Origin of the sequence: Actinomadura sp. 9N407 (assembly GCF_044326315.1) — a bacterium.
Lineage (GTDB): Bacteria > Actinomycetota > Actinomycetes > Streptosporangiales > Streptosporangiaceae > Spirillospora.
The window spans coordinates 1-19,849 of the sequence record NZ_JBIRAW010000052.1; the positions used below are offsets into that span (position 1 = coordinate 1).

The 19,849-nt window shown below is 72.0% G+C and carries 18 protein-coding genes and 1 tRNA gene; 11 read left to right on the plus strand and 8 right to left on the minus strand.

All coding sequences use genetic code 11. The features are described 5' to 3' along the window. Both ACH34Q_RS44545 and ACH34Q_RS44550 read right to left on the minus strand, forming a co-directional pair. Window positions 1-1,133, minus strand: a 1,133-nt coding sequence (locus ACH34Q_RS44545; RefSeq protein WP_395989306.1) for a PucR family transcriptional regulator, incomplete at its 3' end; no start/stop codon positions are given. Window positions 1,134-1,290: 157 nt separating this feature from the next. Beyond that, window positions 1,291-2,619 (minus strand): HD-GYP domain-containing protein, encoded by a 1,329-nt coding sequence (locus tag ACH34Q_RS44550; protein ID WP_395989307.1) that lies wholly within the window; start codon window positions 2,617-2,619, stop codon window positions 1,291-1,293. A 154-nt stretch (window positions 2,620-2,773) separates the two neighbouring features. On the opposite strand from ACH34Q_RS44550, the gene ACH34Q_RS44555 reads away from it, so the two are divergent. Beyond that, window positions 2,774-3,559: a neutral zinc metallopeptidase gene (locus ACH34Q_RS44555; RefSeq protein ID WP_395989308.1), complete on the plus strand. Its 786-nt coding sequence runs from the start codon at window positions 2,774-2,776 to the stop codon at window positions 3,557-3,559. 344 nt (window positions 3,560-3,903) lie between these two features. After that, window positions 3,904-4,287 carry an STAS domain-containing protein gene (locus ACH34Q_RS44560; RefSeq protein WP_395989309.1) on the plus strand — a complete coding sequence of 128 codons (384 nt, stop codon included), beginning with the start codon at window positions 3,904-3,906 and terminating at the stop codon, window positions 4,285-4,287. A 77-nt stretch (window positions 4,288-4,364) separates the two neighbouring features. Here the strand turns inward: ACH34Q_RS44560 and ACH34Q_RS44565 are convergent, their stop codons facing one another. Beyond that, window positions 4,365-4,751 (minus strand): hypothetical protein, encoded by a 387-nt coding sequence (locus tag ACH34Q_RS44565; protein ID WP_395989310.1) that lies wholly within the window; start codon window positions 4,749-4,751, stop codon window positions 4,365-4,367. Window positions 4,752-4,834: 83 nt separating this feature from the next. On the opposite strand from ACH34Q_RS44565, the gene ACH34Q_RS44570 reads away from it, so the two are divergent. After that, window positions 4,835-5,602, plus strand: a complete 768-nt coding sequence (locus tag ACH34Q_RS44570) for an enoyl-CoA hydratase-related protein (protein WP_395989311.1) — start codon at window positions 4,835-4,837, stop codon at window positions 5,600-5,602. A gap of 60 nt (window positions 5,603-5,662) precedes the next feature. Here the strand turns inward: ACH34Q_RS44570 and ACH34Q_RS44575 are convergent, their stop codons facing one another. Beyond that, complete coding sequence (locus ACH34Q_RS44575; protein WP_395989312.1) at window positions 5,663-6,454, minus strand: SGNH/GDSL hydrolase family protein; 792 nt, start codon at window positions 6,452-6,454, stop codon at window positions 5,663-5,665. A 273-nt stretch (window positions 6,455-6,727) separates the two neighbouring features. Here ACH34Q_RS44575 and ACH34Q_RS44580 point away from each other — a divergent pair, with 273 nt between their 5' ends. After that, on the plus strand, window positions 6,728-7,144 hold the full coding sequence (locus ACH34Q_RS44580) for a PaaI family thioesterase (protein WP_395989313.1): 417 nt from the start codon (window positions 6,728-6,730) through the stop codon (window positions 7,142-7,144). Window positions 7,145-7,249: 105 nt separating this feature from the next. On the opposite strand, the gene ACH34Q_RS44585 is transcribed toward ACH34Q_RS44580, so the two are convergent. After that, window positions 7,250-7,323 (minus strand) — tRNA-Ile (locus ACH34Q_RS44585). Between the two features lie 174 nt (window positions 7,324-7,497). Here ACH34Q_RS44585 and ACH34Q_RS44590 point away from each other — a divergent pair. From ACH34Q_RS44590 to ACH34Q_RS44615, 6 genes are all read left to right on the plus strand, one after another. Continuing rightward, window positions 7,498-8,229 (plus strand): LppX_LprAFG lipoprotein, encoded by a 732-nt coding sequence (locus ACH34Q_RS44590; RefSeq protein ID WP_395989314.1) that lies wholly within the window; start codon window positions 7,498-7,500, stop codon window positions 8,227-8,229. After that, window positions 8,226-9,767 carry an MFS transporter gene (locus ACH34Q_RS44595; protein WP_395989315.1) on the plus strand — a complete coding sequence of 514 codons (1,542 nt, stop codon included), beginning with the start codon at window positions 8,226-8,228 and terminating at the stop codon, window positions 9,765-9,767. Before ACH34Q_RS44590 ends, ACH34Q_RS44595 begins: the two co-directional genes overlap by 4 nt. A 238-nt stretch (window positions 9,768-10,005) precedes the next feature. Beyond that, window positions 10,006-10,986: an alpha/beta hydrolase gene (locus tag ACH34Q_RS44600; RefSeq protein ID WP_395989316.1), complete on the plus strand. Its 981-nt coding sequence runs from the start codon at window positions 10,006-10,008 to the stop codon at window positions 10,984-10,986. 145 nt (window positions 10,987-11,131) lie between these two features. Further along, complete coding sequence (locus ACH34Q_RS44605; RefSeq protein WP_395989317.1) at window positions 11,132-12,586, plus strand: wax ester/triacylglycerol synthase family O-acyltransferase; 1,455 nt, start codon at window positions 11,132-11,134, stop codon at window positions 12,584-12,586. 216 nt (window positions 12,587-12,802) lie between these two features. Further along, window positions 12,803-14,170, plus strand: a complete 1,368-nt coding sequence (locus ACH34Q_RS44610) for a wax ester/triacylglycerol synthase family O-acyltransferase (RefSeq protein WP_395989318.1) — start codon at window positions 12,803-12,805, stop codon at window positions 14,168-14,170. Between the two features lie 358 nt (window positions 14,171-14,528). Continuing rightward, window positions 14,529-15,146, plus strand: a complete 618-nt coding sequence (locus tag ACH34Q_RS44615; protein WP_395989319.1) for a hypothetical protein — start codon at window positions 14,529-14,531, stop codon at window positions 15,144-15,146. A 32-nt stretch (window positions 15,147-15,178) separates the two neighbouring features. Here ACH34Q_RS44615 and ACH34Q_RS44620 read toward each other — a convergent pair whose 3' ends face one another. Together ACH34Q_RS44620 and ACH34Q_RS44625 are read right to left on the minus strand one after the other, a co-directional pair. Beyond that, window positions 15,179-16,231 carry a FecCD family ABC transporter permease gene (locus ACH34Q_RS44620; RefSeq protein WP_395989320.1) on the minus strand — a complete coding sequence of 351 codons (1,053 nt, stop codon included), beginning with the start codon at window positions 16,229-16,231 and terminating at the stop codon, window positions 15,179-15,181. A 61-nt stretch (window positions 16,232-16,292) separates the two neighbouring features. Then, window positions 16,293-17,348, minus strand: coding sequence for a FecCD family ABC transporter permease (locus tag ACH34Q_RS44625; RefSeq protein WP_395989321.1), 1,056 nt, complete (start codon window positions 17,346-17,348; stop codon window positions 16,293-16,295). A 183-nt stretch (window positions 17,349-17,531) separates the two neighbouring features. Here ACH34Q_RS44625 and ACH34Q_RS44630 point away from each other — a divergent pair, with 183 nt between their 5' ends. Continuing rightward, the gene (locus tag ACH34Q_RS44630) at window positions 17,532-18,554 is read left to right on the plus strand and encodes an ABC transporter substrate-binding protein (protein WP_395989322.1); all 1,023 of its coding nucleotides are present in this window, start codon (window positions 17,532-17,534) and stop codon (window positions 18,552-18,554) included. 132 nt (window positions 18,555-18,686) lie between these two features. Here ACH34Q_RS44630 and ACH34Q_RS44635 read toward each other — a convergent pair whose 3' ends face one another. Then, window positions 18,687-19,781: a DUF6528 family protein gene (locus ACH34Q_RS44635; protein ID WP_395989323.1), complete on the minus strand. Its 1,095-nt coding sequence runs from the start codon at window positions 19,779-19,781 to the stop codon at window positions 18,687-18,689. Window positions 19,782-19,849: the final 68 nt, after the last annotated feature.

Consider the following 19,849-nt stretch of genomic DNA (forward strand, 5'->3'; position numbering starts at 1 on the left):
CCCCCACGAGGGGGGTGGTCGCCGAGGCTCTGGTAGGCGAGGGCCCACCAGAGCTCGGCGAGGGTCGCGTGGTCGCGGAGGTCGGCGCCGGTGACCTCCTCGAAGCGGCGCAGGCGGTTGCGTAACGTGTTGGGGTGGATGAACAGCGTGCGTGCCGCGTCCTCGACGTGCATGCCGCCCGAGAGGTACGTGACCACCGTGCGTTCGATGTCGGGCAGGTCCTGCACGGGGGCCAGGTAGCGCTCGTACAGCAGCGTCCCGACCTCGTCCTCGGTGACGACCGCGGAACGCAGCCCCAGGTCCGACAGGTCGTACACGCCGCTCAGCCCGAAACGTGCGGCGGTGTCGAGCGCGCGGGAGGCCCGGTCGAACGCGTCCACCGCGTCGGCGGGACGGACCGAAGGGCCGATGCCGACCACCACGTCGCCCGGGACGCGCTCGCCGGGACGGCGGGCGAGCAGGCCCGCCACGTCGCCGTCCAGCAGCGTCACGGGCGGGCTCGTGTGCGGGAAGTAGGGCACCAGGGCCGTGACGATGCCGCGGGCGTCACCACCGCCCCTGGCACGGAACGGGACGTACTCGCGATCGGCGTTGAGCCCGAACGCGGCCGCCTGCAGATGCAGCCCGGCACGGTCGAGCGTGCCCGACAGCAGGGCCCGGATGAACGCCCCGCGCCGCTGCTGGGCGTCCAGCGCGGTCTCCAGGTCGACCCGGCGATGCTCGCGGGCGGCCCGGACCATCACCCCGTCGGCCCACTCCCACACGCGCTCGGCCAGCTGGAGGACCTCGCCGGGGTCGGCGTCGTTGCGGCGCGCCTCGCGGGCGAAGCGTTCCCAGACCGTACGGACGCCGATGCGGTAGGCATGCATCACATCCTCGACCGGGATGCCGCGTTCGGCCCGGTCGGCGCCCACCGCGGCCGCGTCCGCCGTCACCGGCAGCCGCTCGCCGTCGACCAGGAACTCGATCCCGTCGTGCACGCTGGCGGCCACACCGGGCCGCAGCCGGTCGCGCGGGACGGCGGCATAGGACGGGATCTCCGCGACGATCCGGTCCACCACCAGATCCACGACCCGTTCCGCCTCACGCCGCAGGGACACGACGGTCTTGGCCACCACCGCGGACCTGTCCACCGCAGCCTCCCAGAAGACGGCTCTGTAACCGGGGACTGACAGGTTACGAAGATCTCACCGCCCGGTACAGGGCCGATCAACCATGGGCTGAATCAACCATGGGCTCGATCGACCACGGGATTCGGCCGACCGCGGGGCCGGGCGGCCGCGGGCGCGTTCAGCTGACCTCGATCGGGCTGGTCGGGTCGTCGTGGTCACGCTGCGCCACCTCCGCGACGCCGTCGTCGGGTACCGAGACGGCACCGGGCAATTCCCAGCCGTGGGCGCCGAGGGCCCGCAGGAACGCCGCCACCATGTCGGGGTCGAAGTGGTCGCCGGCGCAGTCGCGCAGCTCCGCCACCGCCTCGTCGATCGTGCGGGCGGCACGGTACGAGCGGGTGGAGGTCATCGTGTCGAACGCGTCGGCGACGGAGATGACCCGCGCGAACTCGGGGATCTCGTCGCCGACCAGGCCCATCGGGTAGCCGCGGCCGTTCATCTTCTCGTGGTGGTGCATGATCCCCTCCAGCGCCTCGTCCAGGAACCCGATGTCCCGGACGATCTCCAGCCCGCGCATCGGATGCAGCTGGATCGCGGCGAACTCCTCGTCGGTCAGCGGGCCGTTCTTCTGCAGGGTCTTGGTCGGGACGCCGAGCTTGCCGACGTCGTGCAGCATCCCGGCGTACCGGATGGCCTCCACCCGGTCCGAGCGCATCCCGATCTCACGAGCGATCATGACCGAGCCGCGCGACACCCGCTCGGAGTGCCCCCGGGTGTAGTAGTCCTTGGTCTCCACCGCCTGGCACAACGCCGCCAGCGTCGCCGCGTACGCCTGCTGCTTGGCGCGGGACTGCTCCAGAGCCCATCGGGCCACGAACAGCGGCAGCGCCACCATCACCGCCGCGTACGGGCCCACCGAGGACCACAGCCCCGCGATCAGCAGGCCGAACATCCCGTACCCCAGGCAGCCGAACGCCAGCTGCCCGCAGTCGCCCAGCAGCTCGCACGGCGTCGCCTGCTTGCTCAGCAGCAGGATGCCCGCCACCAGCAGCAGGTTGACCAGCATGAACGTCACCTGCGCGGCCAAGAACGGGCCGATCACGTTCAGCACCCAGCCGACCTCACCGGCCCGGAACCGGTCGCCGCCGAGCAGGTCGAACACGACCCCGGCGCCGTAGCCGCCCAGCGCGAACTGCGCGCCGTTGAACAGGCGCTTCACCGGGGAGATCGAGCGCTGCGCGTTGACGATCGCGCACGCCCCGACCAGCGCGGCGCCCGCGGGGCCCAGCAGCACCGCCGAGGCCAGGCTCGCCGCGAAACTCAGCGACACCCTGGCACGCTCCACGTTCAGCAGCGCCGGGGAGGAGTCGCAGACCAGGAACAGCAGGGCAAGGACGACGAGGGTCGGCCAGGCCATCCCCTCGTACGACGACGTCGCGATGAGCCCCGCCGCCAGCGCGACGACTCCGCAGACGTACGCCCAGGCGGCGAGGGGTAGTCCGGGCATGCGGTTCCTCCAGGAATCGTGCTTTGTCCCTCACGATAACCAATCCATGCGCGCTGGGTGAGCGATTCATCACACACAGCAGCAGTGGGGACCTCCGGAGGATCGGGCGGCGGCCCGCTGAGGCGCGCGGCGGCGCGGCCGCGTACACCCGGATATGACGGCGACACGGAACGGATTGCGGTCCCTGGCCGCCCTGGTCCTCGGCGTCGCGCTCGCCGCGACGGGCGGCTGCGATCTCGCGGCCATGGACTTCGGTGACCCCCTCATCAGCGCGGCTCCGCCCCAGGACCAGCCGCGTGCCACGGCCGAGGCCCCTCCCCCGGCCCGCCCCTCGCCCCAGGCGCGGGCCACACCGGACGGCGGTACGGGCACGCCCGGCGAGGCCGAGTTCGCGGCGGATCTGCGGACCGCCGAATCGGTCGTGGACGGGTTCTGGCGCACGCACTGGCAGGAGCTGTTCACCGGCGACTACCGGCGGCCGACCGTGCGCGGGCTGTACGACGGGCGCGACCCGGCCGGCGCGCCCGTGTGCGCGAACGAGCGGCTGGAGCCGGACAACGCCGCGTACTGTCCCTCCGCCGACTTCCTGGCCTGGGACGTCACCCTGATGCGTACCGGCTACGCGCGGGGCGACTCCTGGGTCTACCTGGTCATCGCGCACGAGTGGGGCCACGCCGTCCAGAACCGGCTGCGGCGCGGGCTGGTGTCGGCGGCGGCCGAACTGCAGGCCGACTGCCTCGCGGGGGCGGCGCTGTACGGGGCGGCCGCGGACGGGACGCTGGCGTTCGAGCCGGGCGACGCGGAGGAGATCGTCCGCGGGTTCCGGGTGATCGGTGACGACGTGCCGTGGACGCGGCCCGGCGACCACGGATCCGCCGCCCAGCGGCTGCGCGCGTTCTCGCGGGGCGGTGACGGCGGCGTGAAGTCCTGCTTCACTTGAGTCCTGCATCACTTGAGCGGAGAGGGAATCACCGGCCGGAGGGTTGGCAACGTTGCGCGTACGCGCGATGCTTTCGTGTCACCGCCAGATCCGTGTCACTGTGTATTCGTGTCGCCGTGACACCGTGGCGCCGTGCCACTGCGTCAACGCATCATCGCGCCACCGCGTCACCGCGGACATCGGATCACGCAGGACATCGGGTCTCGGCGGACATCGGGTCTCGGCGGACATCGGTCACGGCGAGCATCGGGTCACCGTGGACATCGGGCTCCGGCCGGACACGGCACCGGCCAGACACGGGTCCGGCCAGACACGGGCTCCTGGGAGCCCAGAGTGAGGACGCCATGAAGGACACCGCCGTCGACATGGTGGTCGTTGAGGGCGACCGGCATACCGACGTGCTGCTCGCCGGCGAGATGGACCTGCTCTCGGCCCCCTCGGTCAAGGGCCGGCTGCGCGATCTGGTCTCGGAACGGCCCCTGGTGCTGGAGGTCTCCGGGGTCTCGTTCTTCGACGCGGAGGGGCTGCGCACGGTCGCGGCGACGGCCCGCCGCGGGCTGGAGTGCGGCACCGGGATCGCGCTGGTGGGGATGCGCCCGTTCCAGGCGAAGATGTTCCGCATCCTGCGGATGCACGAGGAGGTCCCGCTGTGCTCGTCGGCGGAGGAGGCGCTGTGGTGCCTGCTGCCGCGCACCGACGACGAGATCCGCGGCTGGCTGGGCCGCTGAGCCGCTGGGCCACTGAGCCGCCGGCCCCTTGAGGTTCGGGTCTCAGGGCTGGTCGGGTCTCAGCGCTGGTCGGGGTCTCAGGGCTGGACGACCTGGCGGACGACGATCTCGTGCAGCCGGCGCTCGACGACCACCCCCACCGGCCAGTCGCGCACCAGGCAGCGCAGCAGCGCGGCCTCGTGCTCGGCGAACGACGGATCGCAGCCCTGCTGCTCCAGGCTGGAGCGGATCGCCAGCACGTAGTCGTCCTCGGTGAATCCGGGCACCTCGCGGACCATCGCCGTCGTGGTGGCGCGGTGCGAGTTGAGCCCGGCGAACGAGCGCGCGCAACCGCACCCTCCGTCGGGGTCGCCGTCGTCGCGCGGGCAGACCACGCCTATGTGCACGAGCTCGCCCTCAACGCACAAGGCGAAGTCGTTGCCGCGCAAACCCTGGGAAACGTTGGTGGCGGTGAGCAGCTTCAAGGCCGTACCCCCTTGGCGCGTCCGTCGACACGCCTACGGTACGACGCGGGTCCGACAACCTGACGGCGGGTACGGGGGTGGGCATGAGTGATGTCCTCACCGAGCGCGACGGCGGCCCCTTCACCACGATCACGATGAACCGCCCGCGACGGCGCAATGCGCTCTCCCGCGACTTCCTTCTCGAGTTGACCGAGGCCTTCCGCGAGGCCGGTCGTACCGACGCGCTCGGCATCGTCCTGGCCGCGGAGGGGCCGGTGTTCTCCGCCGGGCACGACTTCGCCGACATGGCCGGGGCATCGCACGCGGACGCCCGGAGCCTGCTGCTGACCTGCGCCGATCTCATGCGGACGATCCAGTCCGTACCGCAGGTCGTGGTGGCGCGGGTGCACGCGCTGGCCACGGCGGCGGGCTGCCAGCTGGTCGCGAGCTGCGATCTGGCGGTGGCCGCCGAGAGCGCGGGCTTCGCCGCGCCGGGCGGCAAGGGCGGCTGGTTCTGCCACACGCCGATGGTCCCGATCTCCCGCGGCGTCGGCCGCAAGCGCGCCATGGAAATGGCGCTTACGGGTGACATCGTCAGTGCCCGTACGGCAGCCGAGTGGGGCCTGATCAACTACGCCGTACCGGACGGGGAGCTGGAGAAGGCCACCCGCGAGCTTCTCGAACGGGCCACCCGCGGCAGCGCCCGCAGCAAGGCCCTCGGCAAGCAGGCCATGTACGCGCAGCTCGACCGTCCCGAGCAGGACGCCTACACGTACGCCATCGAGGTGATGGCCGCCTCCAGCCAGACGCCGGAGGCGCAGGAGGGCATGAACGCCTTCCTGGAGAAGCGCCGCCCGGCCTGGCCCGCATAGGCGGCGGCTCCAGGCCGGACGGTGGACGTCAGAGGCGGGCGGGGCAGGGGCGGGCAGGGGTCAGGAGCCCGCGGCCGCCGTCAGGGCCGGGAGGTAACCCTTCAGGTGCCCCTCGGCGTTCGGGTGGACGTTGCCGCCGTCGATCCAGGGATCGGTGGTGCAGACCTCGTGGCCGGCGAACGCCGGTCGCGCGTCGGCGAAGGTGAATCCGGCGGCCTCGGCGCGGGCCTTGATGGCCTCGTTCAGGCCGTCCGAGCCGTCGTTGATCAGCGAGCGCTTCTCGGCGCTGAGCGAGCCGGAACCGGTACAGGTGCCGCCCTCCTTGTAGAGGTACGGGTAGCCCAGCACGACGACCTTGGCCTGGGGCGCGCGGGACCGGATCTCGCCGTACAGGGTGTCCAGCCGTCCCGGAAGCTCCTCCTCGATGAACTCGCGGCCGTTCTCCAGGACCGACCGGCACCAGCGCGCGCTGAACAGCTGGCAGACGATCATCGTCGAGGCGAAACCGGAGTCGTTGCCGCCGATGCTGATGCTCACCAGCTCGGTGTCCGCGCTCAGCGCCGACAGCTGCCCGCTGCGCACATCGGGGATCTGCGCGCCGCCGCACGCCACGAACTTGAATGACGCGGGCGCGTTCGCCTCGGCCCATTTCGCGGGGAACGAATTGGCGCTGCGGGTGCATGCCTGATCAATGTAATCACCGGCGCCGCTGCCGGACGAATAGGAGTCGCCCATCGCGACATATTCACCCGCGGCGGCGGGAGCAGCGGCTACGGTAGGGACGGGGAGCAGGGAGGCCGCGGCGAGGGCCAGTACGCCCACGGCGGTCGACGCGGCACGGGAAAAACGCATGGATGTCCTCCAGCGGACGAGACGGGGCCCTCAGTATCACCGCGCCCCGTGCAGCGGAATAGCCGTCGCGCCAGTGAATCCAACCAATTCGTTCATGCCGCGAATGTGACATCACACATTCTTGACAAAAAGGCGCGTGTCAGCGGGCTGCGCATTCCTGTCCCCGCGACCCCCGGCCATCGCCCCCCGACCACCGCTCCCCCGGCCACCGCTCCCCCGACCACCGGCGCCGAGCACTCATCGGGCATCATGCCGGGACCGGAGAGGAGCACCATGAACCCGTCCCCCGACATCCGCGAGATCCTCGGTGAATCGCCCGGGCCGTTCGACCGGCTCATCGGACTGCGGCTCACCCACGCCGACGAGGTCCGCGTCGAGGCGGTCCTTCCCGTCAAGCCCGAACTGCTGCAGGCGCACGGCATCGTGCACGGCGGGGTCTACTGCTCGGCCATCGAGGTCACCGCCAGCGTGGGCGCGTCACTGCGCGCCGGGCTGGACCGCCAAGTGGTCGGGATCAGCAACCGCACGCAGTTCCTCCGGGCGACGACCGAAGGCACGCTGACCATCACGGCCACCCTGGGCTCGGACGACGACGGCCGCTACCTGTGGGATGTGGTCATCGCCGACGACCGCGGCCGCAACGTCGCGATCGGCCAGGTCCAGCTGCTCCGCCTCGACCCGAAGGACTGAAGCGCCCCAAACAAGAATCGACCCAAAGCACCGAATCGTCCCGAAGGAGTGAGGCCTCGCCCAGACCGAGGCCTCGCCCCAGGGGAACGGGGCGGGCGTCTCCGGTAGGGCGGGCGGGACTCGAACCCGCGACCCAGAGATTATGAGTCTCCTGCTCTAACCAGCTGAGCTACCGCCCCGGGCGTGCGGGCCGGAGATCCGGTGGTCCGGTGATCCCTGCCACGCCGGGAGCCATCCTAGCGGCGGCGCTCGCTCGCGGGCCACCGGGAAAGGCAGGCTCAGCCGCACGGGGGACGCGATGTCATACCCGGTACCGAGTGACGGGGCGGGTGACCGGTCGGTAGGGTCCGCCTATGTCCAGACTGCGCGGTCGTCATGTGCTGTTCATCCCGATCCTGTCCGCCGCCCTCGCGGTGAGCGGCTGCTCGGGCGGCAGCGGCGACGGGAACGGGAACGGCGACGCCAAGCCGCCCGCCGCCGCGCCGGCCTTCGACGCGACGCAGACGCTCCAGAAGGCCGCGACGGCGATGGCCGATCTCAAGAGCGTGGGGCTGACGCTGGCCAGCGAGGGCAAGCCCGCCGTACCGGTACGGGGCGGCGACCTGAAGCTGCTGCGCGGCGGCGACGCCGACGGGACGATCATGCTCGAGCAGTCCGGCCAGACGGTCGAGATGAAGCTCATCGCGGCCGGGGACGGCGTCTTCATCAAGGGCCCGACCGGCGGATGGCAGCGCTATCCCAAGGCGGTCGCGGCGACGATGTACGACCCGTCGGCCGTGCTCGATCCCCAGCGCGGCATCTCGGCCCTGCTGAAGAAGGCGACCGCGCCCAAGGCCGAGGCCACCGAGAAGGTCGGTGGCAAGGAGGCGCACCGGATCCGCGCCACGCTGCCGGGCGACGCGATCGGCGGGCTGGTCCCGGGCATCACCACCGACGTCTCCGGCCAGATCTGGGTGAGCGCCACCGACCACCGGCTGCTCAAGGTCAAGGGCGAGATCCCGGCGGCGGCCGGCGGCCAGAGCGGCTCGGTCATCATCACGTTCACCGAGTTCAACGCCCCGTACAAGATCAAAGCACCGGCGTGAGCCACCGCCGGGTCGCGATCGGGGCCGGCGGCGCGGTGGTGCTGCTGGCCGCCCTGGACGCCTACGTCGTCACCACGATCCTGATCCCGATCGTCGAGGATCTGCGGATCCCGATCAACCGGCTGGAGCGGGTGACGCCCGTCCTGACCGGCTTCCTGCTGGGGTACGTGGCGGCGATGCCGCTGCTGGGCCAGCTGTCGGACCGGTTCGGGCGCCGGGTGCTACTGCAGGCGTGCCTGGTGTTCTTCGCGGTCGGCTCGGTGGTCACGGCCCTGGCGCAGGATGTCCCGGTCCTGACGGCCGGACGGGTCGTGCAGGGCATCGCGGGCGGCGCGCTGCTGCCGGTGACGATGGCCCTGGCCGGTGATCTCTGGGACGAGCGGCGCCGGTCGGTCGTCCTGGGCGCCGTGGGCGCCGCGCAGGAGCTGGGCAGCGTGCTCGGCCCGCTGTACGGGGTCGCGATCGTCGCGCTGCTGGACGACTGGCGGATGGTCTTCTGGATCAACCTGCCACTGACCGCGCTGGCGATGATCGCGGTACAGGTGTCGGTCCCCGGCGGCCGGCCCCCCGGCCAGGACGGGCAGGACGGCGCCGGGCGGCCCGGCGTCGACTGGGCCGGCGGGCTGCTGCTGGCGGCCGGGCTCGGGCTGCTGGTCGGCGGCCTCTACAACCCCGAGCCGGAGGAGTCGGCCCTGCCGCCCTGGGGCCTTCCCGTGGTGGCGGCGGGATTCGCCGTCCTGCTGCTGTTCGTGCTGTGGGAGACGAGGGCGCGCACCAAGCTGCTGGACCTGTCCGGCGTACGGCGCGGGCCGCTGCTGGCGACGCTGGGCGTGAGCCTGCTGTCCGGGGCGGCGCTGATGGTCACGCTGGTGGACGTGGTCCTGGTCGCGCAGACGCTGCTGGGCAAGGACTCGATCGAGGGCGCGCTGCTGCTGACGCGGTTCCTGGTGGCGCTGCCGATCGCAGCCGTCCTGGGCGGGCTGCTGGCCCGGCGGGTGGGCGAGCGGTGGCCGATGGCCGCGGGGATGGCGATCTCGGCGATCGGCTACCTGCTGATCGCGGGCTGGCCCGCGGACCTGGCGAGCGCCTCGTACGGTCCGCTGCCCCGGATGGACGTGGACCTGATCGTGACCGGGCTGGGGCTCGGACTGGTGATCGCGCCGGTCTCGTCGGCGGTGCTGCGCGCCGTTCCGGCGGCCCGGCACGGGGTGGCCTCGGCGGCGGTGGTCGTGGCCCGGATGATGGGGATGCTGCTCGGGATCTCCGCGCTGTCGGCCTGGGGGTTCTACCGCTTCCACGCGCTGACCGCGGACCTGAAGACGCCGCTGCCGTTCCTGAAGCCGGCCGCGCAGTTCCAGCGCGAGTTGGCCGCGTACCAGACCGCCCTCCAGGACGCGCTGCGCACCGAGTACCGGGAGATCTTCTGGATCACCGCCGCGCTCTGCGCGCTGGGCGCGGTGCTGGCGCTGGCGGCGGAGGCCCGCGGCCGGGACGAGGACAGCCCGGCGGCACCCGCCGAACGGATCACCACGAGCTGACCGGGCTCGCTCCCTCCCCGCACGATCCCGCGCGCCCTTTCGGTCGCCTGCCCCGTCTGGCGCCCGCCCTTTCTGGCGCTCGCCTTTTCTATCCATGTCTGACAAGGGACGGCCGCCCTTTTGTGGCGCAACAGCGTTCTCAACCGTCCCTTCTTGACACATGATCCACCCTGGTGCGAGGTTGATCCGAGCCGAAGTGACCGCTAGGTCAGTACGGTCCGGTCCGCTGGGAGGCCCGATGGAACCGCTGGTGGAGTCGCGTCCCGGTACGACTTTGCGGTCCCGGCTGACCGCCCGCGGGCTGCGGATGACGATCGGCCCGGTGCTGTCGCACTGGCCGCTCAGCCCGCGCGGGCTCCGGCCGGCGTTCGCCATCGACCTCGCCGCCCCGCTGGCGCTGCCGGCCCCGCGCTGGGCCGCCGTGGAACGGCTGGACTTCACCGACTTCCCCGCCGAGTGGGTCCGGGCGCCGGGCGCCGAGGACGGCCGTGCGGTGCTCTACTTCCACGGCGGCGGGTTCTTCTCCTGCGGGCTGCGCACCCATCGCCGGATGATCGCCAGGATCTCGGCGGCGTCCGGGGCACCGGTGCTCTCGGTCGCCTACCGGCGGCTTCCGGCCGTACCGCTGGCGGTGTCGGTCGCCGACTGCGTCGCCGCGTACCGGCGGCTGCTGGACGACGGCATCCCGCCGGAACGGATCGTCGTGGCAGGTGACTCGGCGGGCGGCTTCCTTGCGTTCGCGGCCATCCTGCGGGCGATGGAGGAGGGACTGCCGTCCCCGGCCGGGATCGTCGCGCTGGCACCGCTGACCGATCTGGACCACACCGCCAAGGTCGCGCACGCCAACGCAGCCCTGGACGCCTACCTTCCGGCACGGCGCGTGCAGCGGCTGGCCGAACTGCTCGCGGGCGCCGAGGGCCCGCTCGACCCGCTGCTGTCGCCGGTGAACGGCGGCCTGGCGGGACTCCCGCCGGTCCTGATCCAGGTCGGGTCGACCGAGATGCTGCTCCCCGACGCCGAACTGATGGCGCGGCGGCTGGCCGAGGCGGGCGTACCGTGCCGGCTCCAGGTCTGGGAAGGGCAGATGCACGTCTTCCAGGTCTTCGCCGACCTGGTCCCCGAGGGGCTGGCGGCGCTGCACGAGGTGGGCGCGTTCGTCCGCGAACGCATGGCCGCCGAAGACAGCCACCGCTGCACGGACAGCACCGTCGCCGCCTGAGGCCCCGCTCGCCAGCCCGCCGCCACTTGAGGCCCCGCCACTTGAGGCCCCGCCGCTTGAGGACAATTGTCATCTTGTCCGATTGGGCGGGGCATCGCCGGGAAGGCCCAGACGAACCTTCCTCGGTGAGAACGGACGATGCGCCATGGCGACAGGCGGCGGAACGGACACCCCCGGGACGGGTACCCCGGGAACGAGTAGCCCAGGAACCGGCGGCGGCTGGGAGCGGCTGAGCGGGCTGGACGCCGGGTTCTACTTCGCGGAATCCCCCGATACTCCCCTGCACATCGCGTCGGTGACGGTCTTCGAGGGACCGGCGCCGTCGTACGGGGAGATCGTCCGGGCGGTCCTGGGCAAGCTGGCGGGGATACCGCGCTACCGGCAGCGGGTCCGGACCGTACCGCTGCATCTCGGCAGACCGGTCTGGGTGGACGACCCGCACTTCAACATCCTGTACCACGTACGGCATACGGCCGTACCGGCGCCGGGACGGCCCGAGGAGCTGCGCAACCTGGCCGGGCGGGTGCTGTCGCAGCGACTGGACCCCGACAAGCCGCTGTGGGAGATCTGGCTGGTCGAGGGGCTGGAGAACGGCTGCTGGGCGGCCATCACCAAGGTCCACCACTGCGTCGTCGACGGGGTCGGCGGTGTTGACCTGATGACGGCGCTGTTCGACATCACCCCGGACGTGAGACCACCGGAGTCGACCGAGCTCCCGCCCGCCGAGCCCGCCCCGTCCGGCGTGTCGCTGCTGGCCGGTACGGCGCGCGGCGTGGTGGCCGCGCCCCTGCGCGGCGTGGCGGGGCTACCGGGCCTGGCCCGCCGCATGACCAGCCCGCAGACGCTGCGCGGGCTCGGGATCGAGCTGCCCAAGGCGCTGGAACGGCTGGCCCGTCCCACCACCGGCTCCCTGAACGGCCCGATCGGCCCGCATCGCCGCTGGATGTGGACGCACGCGGACCTGGACGAGATCCGGCAGGTGCGCAAGGCGTTCGGCGGGACGGTCAACGACGTGATCCTGGCCGCCGTCACCCGGGGGTTCCGGGACGTCCTGGACGGGCGCGGCGAGCTGGAGCCGGGCACCCGGGTACGGACGCTCGTCCCGGTGTCGGTACGGGCCGAGGCCGAGCGCGGCGATGTCCGCAACCGGGTTTCGGGCGTGCTGGTGAACCTGCCGGTGGGCGAGGCGGACCCGCGCCGCCGGCTGTTCAAGATCCGCAGCCAGATGAACGAGGTGAAGCGGACCCATCAGGCGGCGGGCGGGGAGGCGCTGGCGAAGCTGGCCGGGTTCGCGCCGACACTGATGGCGCTGGGCTCGCGGTACGCGCTGAGCCAGACCCAGCCGCTGGTGCAGACCGTGGTGACCAACGTGCCGGGACCGCCGTTCCCCCTGTACGTGCTCGGCCGCAAGCTCGTCGGGCTCTACCCGTTCGTCCCGCTGGCGCTGGGCGTGCGGGCCGGGGTCGCGGTCTTCTCGTACGAGGGGCGGCTGACGTTCGGGCTCACCGGCGACTTCGACGGGATGCCGGATCTGGACGTGCTCGCCGCCGGGATCCGGGCCGGCTTCGACGAGCTGGTAGAGCGCGCCAAGGACGCCTGACCAGGCCGGACCGGACGGTCCTTACCGGCTCGCCGGGCGCGCTGACCGGAACCGGCCCCCCTGTCAAGACGAATAACCGTGAAGCTGAGTCAGGGCCCGAGTCAGAGGTCCGAGTTCATTAAGAGGACTGAGCCGACGCGGCGAGTCGGCCCGACCCCGCGACGAAGGCCCCGCACTGAGGGACCCCGCGACAAGGATGGTGTGGCCGTGCAACGGATGAGCGGACTGGACGCCAGCTTCTACCTGCTGGAGGACGAGAACACCCCCCTGCATGTGGCCTCGGTGATCGTCTTCGAGGGCCCGGCCCCCTCCTACGGCGATCTGGTCCGCCAGACGGTCTCCCGGCTCCCCCTCGTACCGCGCTACCGGCAGCGCGTCCACTCCGTACCGCTGAACCTGGGCCGGCCCGTCTGGGCCGACGACCCGCACTTCCAGATCCTCTATCACGTACGGCACGCCGCGCTGCCCGCCCCGGGCACCGGCGAGCAGCTGCGCAACCTGGCCGGGCGGGTGCTCGCCCAGCGGCTGGACCCCGGCAAGCCGTTGTGGGAGGTGTGGCTGGTCGAAGGGCTGGCGGACGGCCGCTGGGCGATGATCGCCAAGGTGCACCACTGCATGATCGACGGCGTCGCCGGGATGGACCTGATGACCGTCATGTTCGACATGTCTCCCGAGCATGAGATCCCGGGCGAGCCCGCCGCATGGGAGCCCGAGCCGTACCCCTCCCCCGCCGGCCTGCTGCTCGACGCGGGCCGGCGGAGCGTGACCCAGCCCGTAAAGCAGTTCGGCGACATCGCGCGCAGCGCCGGGATCGTCCGCAACGCCCGGCAGCTCGGCTCGTTCGCGCTGGGCCTGTCGCGTACCACCGCCCGCTTCACCCGCCCCTCAGCGGGCAGCCTGAACGGCCCGATCGGCCCGCATCGCCGCTGGTGCTGGCAGGACGTCCCACTCGCCGACGTCAAAACCATCCGCGCGGCCTCCGGCGGCACCGTGAACGACATCGTGCTCGCCGCCGTGACCGCCGGCTACCGCGACCTGCTGAACGCCCGCGGCGCCCTGGGTCCCGGGACGATCGTGCGCTCGGCCGTCCCGGTGTCGGTCCGGACCACCGGCGAGCGCGGCGAGCTGAACAACCGGGTCGCGGCGGTGTTCGTGAACCTCCCGGCGGGCGTCGCCGACCCGCTGGAACGGCTGCGCCTGATCCGCGAGCAGACCGACGACCTCAAGCGCAGCCACCAGGCGGCGGGCGCCCAGACCATCACCCGCCTCACCGACACCGCCGTGGCACCCGCGCTGCTGTCGCTGGGGGCCCGTATCCCGGTACGGCTGCGCCAGGACATCGTGCAGACCGTCACGACCAACGTTCCAGGACCACCCGTCCCGCTGTACGTACTGGGCCGCAAGGCACTGGCGATCCACCCGTACGTACCGCTCACGGGCGGCATCCGGGCGGCGACGGCGATCGTGTCGTACTGCGGCACGCTGCATTTCGGCGTGAACGGCGACTTCGACGCCATGCCCGATCTCGAAGTGCTGGCCAAGGGCGTCCAGGGAGGCATCTCCGAGCTGCTCTCCATTCATTAAGCCCCGGCCCACGGTGCTCGCCTAGCGGCTCGCACCGTGACCGGTTCTTGGGCGAGCGCGGCATCGCTTCGCGATCTGGCCGGTGAGGCTCGCCTTCGGCTTTGCCTCACCGGCCAGGTAGCGCGCTCGCGCGGTGGCTGAGGCCGCTGCGAGACAAGCCCTAGACCCCGAAATCCCGCTGTGCTTTCCGGACGGCTGTGTTGTCTGGACGGCTGAGCTGTCTGGACGGCTGAGCTGTCCGGATGGCGCAACGAGGAATATTCTGGATGGAGAAGGCAAGGGCCTCATACCGGGAGTACGGCGGACATGCGCTCCCCGGGAGGTGACGAGGATGGGCGGCGAGGGTGGTCGGCGTCCCATGGCGGGGCGCCCCTGGCCGCGGCGCAAGCTCCGGCGGCGGCTCGGCCTGGAGCGCAACCGACTGCGCCGGCCGATCGACCGGGTGCAGCGCTGGATCGCGCTCGGCCTGCTCCTGCTGCTCGCGGTGATCGCCACGCCCGCCGCCGTCTGGGCGGCGGGGCTGGCCTACGACGGCGGGATGCGGGTCGAACGGACCGAACGCGCCGAGCGGCACCAGGTCGTCGCCACCGTCGTGGCCACCGGGGTCGGCTCGTCCGGCGACCACTACGTCCACGAGACCGTCCAGGCCAACTGGCCGCGCCCGGAAGCGGGATCCGGCCAGGACGCGGCCAAGACGCGGACCGGCACGCTGCCCGGCTGGAAGGACGCCGAACCCGGCCAGAAGAAGCGGATCTGGGTCGACCGGCAAGGCGATCCGGCCGTACAGCCACGGCCGCACAGCCGGACCGTGACCGACGCGGTGTACGCCGCGTTCGCCGCCGTGCTCGGGGCCGGGACGCCGATCCTGGCGATCTACCTGCTGGTACGCCGCCGCTGCGACCGTTACCGCGACGGCCTCTGGGACGAGGCCTGGGCCAGGATGGACGCCGACCGGCACCGCAACCATCCGTTCTGAGCCCGCCTTCCTCACTCAGAACTCAGCCTCGTTCAGATGCGTCCCGACTTGCGCTGGGTGGCCAGGAGCCAGACCAGGTAGGCGCCGCCCAGCAGTCCGGTCACCACGCCCACCGGCAGCTGGTGGCCGGGGAACAGCCGCTGCCCGGCGAAGTCGGCGGCGATCATCAGCGCCGCCCCCATGAACAGCGAGGGCAACAGGTTGGGCCCGGTCGTCCGGGTCAGCCTGCGGGCGAGTTGCGGCGCGGTCAGCGCGACGAACGCCACCGGCCCCGCCGCGGCCGCCGCGAACGAGACCAGCAGCACCGCCGCGGCCAGCAGGATCAGCCGGGTCCGCCCGATCGGTACGCCGAGCGCGTTCGCGGCGTCGTCGCCCATCTCCAGCATCCGCAGCTGCCGGCCGAACGCGAGCACGAGCGGGACCAGCACGGCCATCGCGATCAGCAGCGGCGCGGAGTCGCCGAAGTCGCGCCCGTCCAGGCTGCCGGTCAGCCACAGCACGGCCCGGGCCGCCTCGGTGATCTGCGCCCGGGTGATCAGGTAGCCGTTCACCCCGGTGAGGATGGCGGCGAGGCCGATCCCGACCAGGACCAGCCGGGTACCGTGCGCGCCGTTCCGGCCGGTGATGGCGATCATGACCACGCCGGTCAGCAGCCCGCCGCCGACCGATCCGGCCGCGACCGCCAGGCCGCCGCCGCCGAACAGCACGATCATGGTGAGCACTCCGGCCGCGGCCCCCTGGGTGAAGCCGAGGATGTCGGGGCTGCCCAGCGGGTTGCGCGACAGCGACTGGAACAGCGCCCCGCCCAGCCCGAGCGCGGCGCCGACCAGCAGCGCGGTCGCGACCCGGGGCAGCCGCAGCTCGTGCACGATGAACGTCTCGGCGGTCCCGCCATCGCCCAGCAGTGTCCGCAGCACGACGCCGGGGCTCATCGGGTAGTCGCCGCCGCCGATGGACAGCACGCTCACCGCGAACGCGACCAGCAGGCAGGCCAGGGCGACCGCGAAGCCGCGCGGGGGCCAGCGCAGCGAGAAGCCGCCGGCGGTACGGATGACCAGGTCGCGGCTCATGTCGGGAGCGTTCATGAGGCGCTTCACGCGGCTGCCGCCTTTCGCGAGGGGGTGCGCTTCATGAGGCGGCTGCGTTTCATGAAGCGGCCACCCGGCGGCTGCGGACGAGCCACAGGAACAGCGGGCCGCCCAGGATCACGGTCACGACTCCCACCTGGATCTCGGAGGGACGGGCGATCACCCGTCCGATGACGTCGGCGCCCAGCATCAGCGCGGGTGCCAGGACGGCCGCGTACGGGAGCACCCAGCGCAGGTCCGGCCCGGTCAGCGCGCGCACCAGGTGCGGCACCATCAGGCCGACGAACACGATCGGGCCGCACGCGGCGGTGGCGGCACCGCACAGCAGCGTGACCGCGACGATCGAGACCGCGCGGGTACGGCCGGGCCCGGAGCCGAGCGCGCGCGCCGCGTCCTCGCCCATGGACAGCGCGTTCAGGGGGCGGGCCAGCGCGAGCGACAGCAGCACGCCCACCGCGATGAACGGCAGTACCCGCACGATCGTGCTCGTCTGGGCCGAGGCCAGCGAGCCGACCGTCCAGAAGCGCATCCGGTCCAGCGACGCGGTGTCCAGGAGCTGGACCGCGTTGACGTAGGAGTAGAGCGCGGCGTTGAGCGCCGCGCCCGCCAGCGCGAGCCGGGCCGGGGTCGCGCCGCGGCCGCCGCCGACCGCGTACAGCAGCACCGCGACCGCGCCGGCGCCCGCGAAGGCGAACCACACGTAGCCGGTGAACGAGCTGATCCCGAGGAACGAGATCGCCGAGACCACGGCCGCCGCCGCGCCGGCGTTGATCCCGAGGATGCCGGGGTCGGCGAGCGGGTTGCGGGTCAGCGACTGCATGACGCCGCCGGCCAGGCCGAGGGCCGCTCCCACCAGGAGACCGAGCACGGTACGCGGCAGCCGCATGTCGTGCACGACGGTGTAGTTCGCGGACCCGGCGTCGAATAGACCGTTCCAGGCTTCGCCCGGCGACAGCTGCCGGGCACCGACCGCCAGGCTCAGCAGGACGACGACCGCCAGCAGGACCAGCGCGGCGAGCAGGCCGGCGGCCCGGCCGAGACGCCGGCCGGAGCCCGCGCGACCCGCGGGAACCCCTGGCGGGGCCGATGCGCGCGGGGATTTCGTGAGTGACACCTACGGACTCCGGGGGCTGCCGGCGCGGCTCTCTCAGGAGGGACGACGCCGGTCTCTGGACTGGACCCTCTGGACAGGGCTTCTGGACAGGGCCTCTGGACGGGGCCCTCAGGGCAGGGACTTAGGTTAGGTTAACCTAAGCCACCACAAAGGATCATCTTCGCAAGGCAGGACGGAACACCCATGTCGATTTCCCGGGCCTCCCAGCTCTCCCGCCGCGGCCTGCTGGCCGGCGGCGGCGCCGTCGCGCTCGGCGCGCTGATCAGCGCGTGCGGCGGTGGCGGCGACGGCAAGGCGACCGCCTCGGGCGGCGGGGCCTGGACGTTCACCGACGACCGCGGGCAGAAGATCAGCCTCAAGGCCCGGCCGCAGCGGATCGTCACCTATGTCGGCTCCGGTGCCGCGCTGTACGACTACGGCATCACCGACCAGATCGTCGGCGTCTACGGCCCGGCCAAGCGCAAGGACGGCAGTCCCGACCCGCAGGCCGGCTCGCTGCCGGTGGACAAGCTGACGATCATCGGCAACGCCTACGGCGAGTTCAACCTGGAGAAGTACGCGGCGCTGCGTCCCGAGCTGCTGATCGACAACATGTTCGTCCAGGGCGAGCTGTTCTACGTCCCGGCCGAGAGCAAGGACAAGATCTACGCGCTGGCGCCCGGGCTGGCCGTCTCGGTCGGCGCGAGCGCGCTGCCCAAGCCGCTCCAGCGCTACGCCGAGCTGGCCGTCGCCCTCGGCGCCGACCCCAAGTCGGCCAAGGTCGCCCAGGACAAGGCCCGCTTCGAGAAGGCCGCGCAGACGCTGAGCGCCGCCGCCAAGGCCAACGGCGGGCTCAAGGTGCTGGCCGCGTCCGGCAGCCCGGACCTGTTCTACGCCTCCAGCCCGGCCAAGAACTCCGACCTCACCTACTTCAAGGAGCTCGGCGTCGAGCTGATCGACCCGAAGAAGCTGAGCAAGGACGGCTACTTCGAGGAGCTGAGCTGGGAGAACGCCGGCAAGTACCCGGCCGACCTGATCATGCTCGACAGCCGCACCCAGGCGCTGCAGCCCGATGACCTGGCCGCCAAGCCGGCCTGGCGCGACCTGCCCGCCGTCAAGGCCCGGCAGGTCATCGGCTGGAACCCCGAGCCGGTCTTCTCGTACGCGGGCTGCGCGCCGATCCTGGAGGCCCTCGCCAAGACCGTCCAGACCGCGAAGAAGCTCTGACGCGGCGGCTCTGACGCGGCGACTCTGGAGTACCCGCGGCGAGCGACCGTCAGAGGCCCGCGCCCCTGACGGTCACCTCTACCTATGCCGCGTTACTGGTAGGCCGGACGGGTCACTGGTACGCCGGACGGGTCACTGGTACGCCGGGACGAACCAGCGGATCTTGTAGAACTGCGCGCCGGGCAGCGTGCGCGTCGCGTCCATGGCACCGGTCCCGAAGAACTCGGCGGTGTCGGTACACCATGTCGTCGCGCACCCGGTCCTGGGACGGGTCAGTACGACCTGCCCGGTGGCCGGGTTGTTGCCGACGGCCTTCACGATCGGCAGGTCGACGTCGCCGGAGTGCCGGTACGAGGTCGTGAACGACTTCTTGGACTTCGCGTACTGGTACACGCCGTAGTTGGTCGTGATCCAGAGCCGGCCGCGGTTGCCGTACACGGGAGCCAGGTCATGCCCGCCCTGGGTCGGCAGGGCCACCCGGCTCGCTTCCGTGAGAGTGGGCTTGCTCGCGGTACCGCCCACCTTGAGCGACACCAGGTGGTCGTCGCCGATGGCCCAGAGCACCTTGCCCGCCGGGTCCCACAGGACTCCGTGACCGCCCTTGAGCTTGAACTCGGTGTACGAGGACGACGACTTGCCCTGGGAGGCGGTGTACACCCGGATCCAGCCACCCGTACTCGCAGCCGCGGCGACGTTGCCGTCGGGCAGCAGCTCCGTGGCATGCGGATTGTTGGGGGCACCCGCGTCGGTCGCCCATAGGCGCTTGCCGGACGGGTACTGCACCGCTCCGAGGAATCCCTTGGAATCGGCCGACAGCACGTACACCTTGCCCTTGGCCGTACGGACCCGTACGTCGGACGGAAGGCTCCAGGCGTGCGCGACATCGCCGAAGCCGTTCCCGGCGGTCGGCGTCCACGTCCACTTGGCCGTCTCGGCCGACCACGTCCGGGGCCGGGCGTTCATGACGACGACCCGGTGGCCGCCCTGGTCACCGCCGATGACGACCCCTTCGGCGTTGCCGCCTGGCTTGGCGGGGCTCGCCATCATCGGAAGCAGCTCGGCCGGGAGCGGGTCGGTCCGCGGAACGAAACCGGGCGGCGTGGGCGGCGGGCCAGGCGGCGACGGCGCGGCTTGGGCGGGCGCCGTCACGACCGTGAGGGCGCTGAGGATCGTGAGCGTGCCGGCGAGAAGGTGGCGGGCCCGTGGGAAGGGAACACGGTTCGGCATGGACGCTCCTGTGCTGGATGGCTCTCAGAAGCGTCCCCGACGCGCATGTCAGGAACCGGGCCTGCACG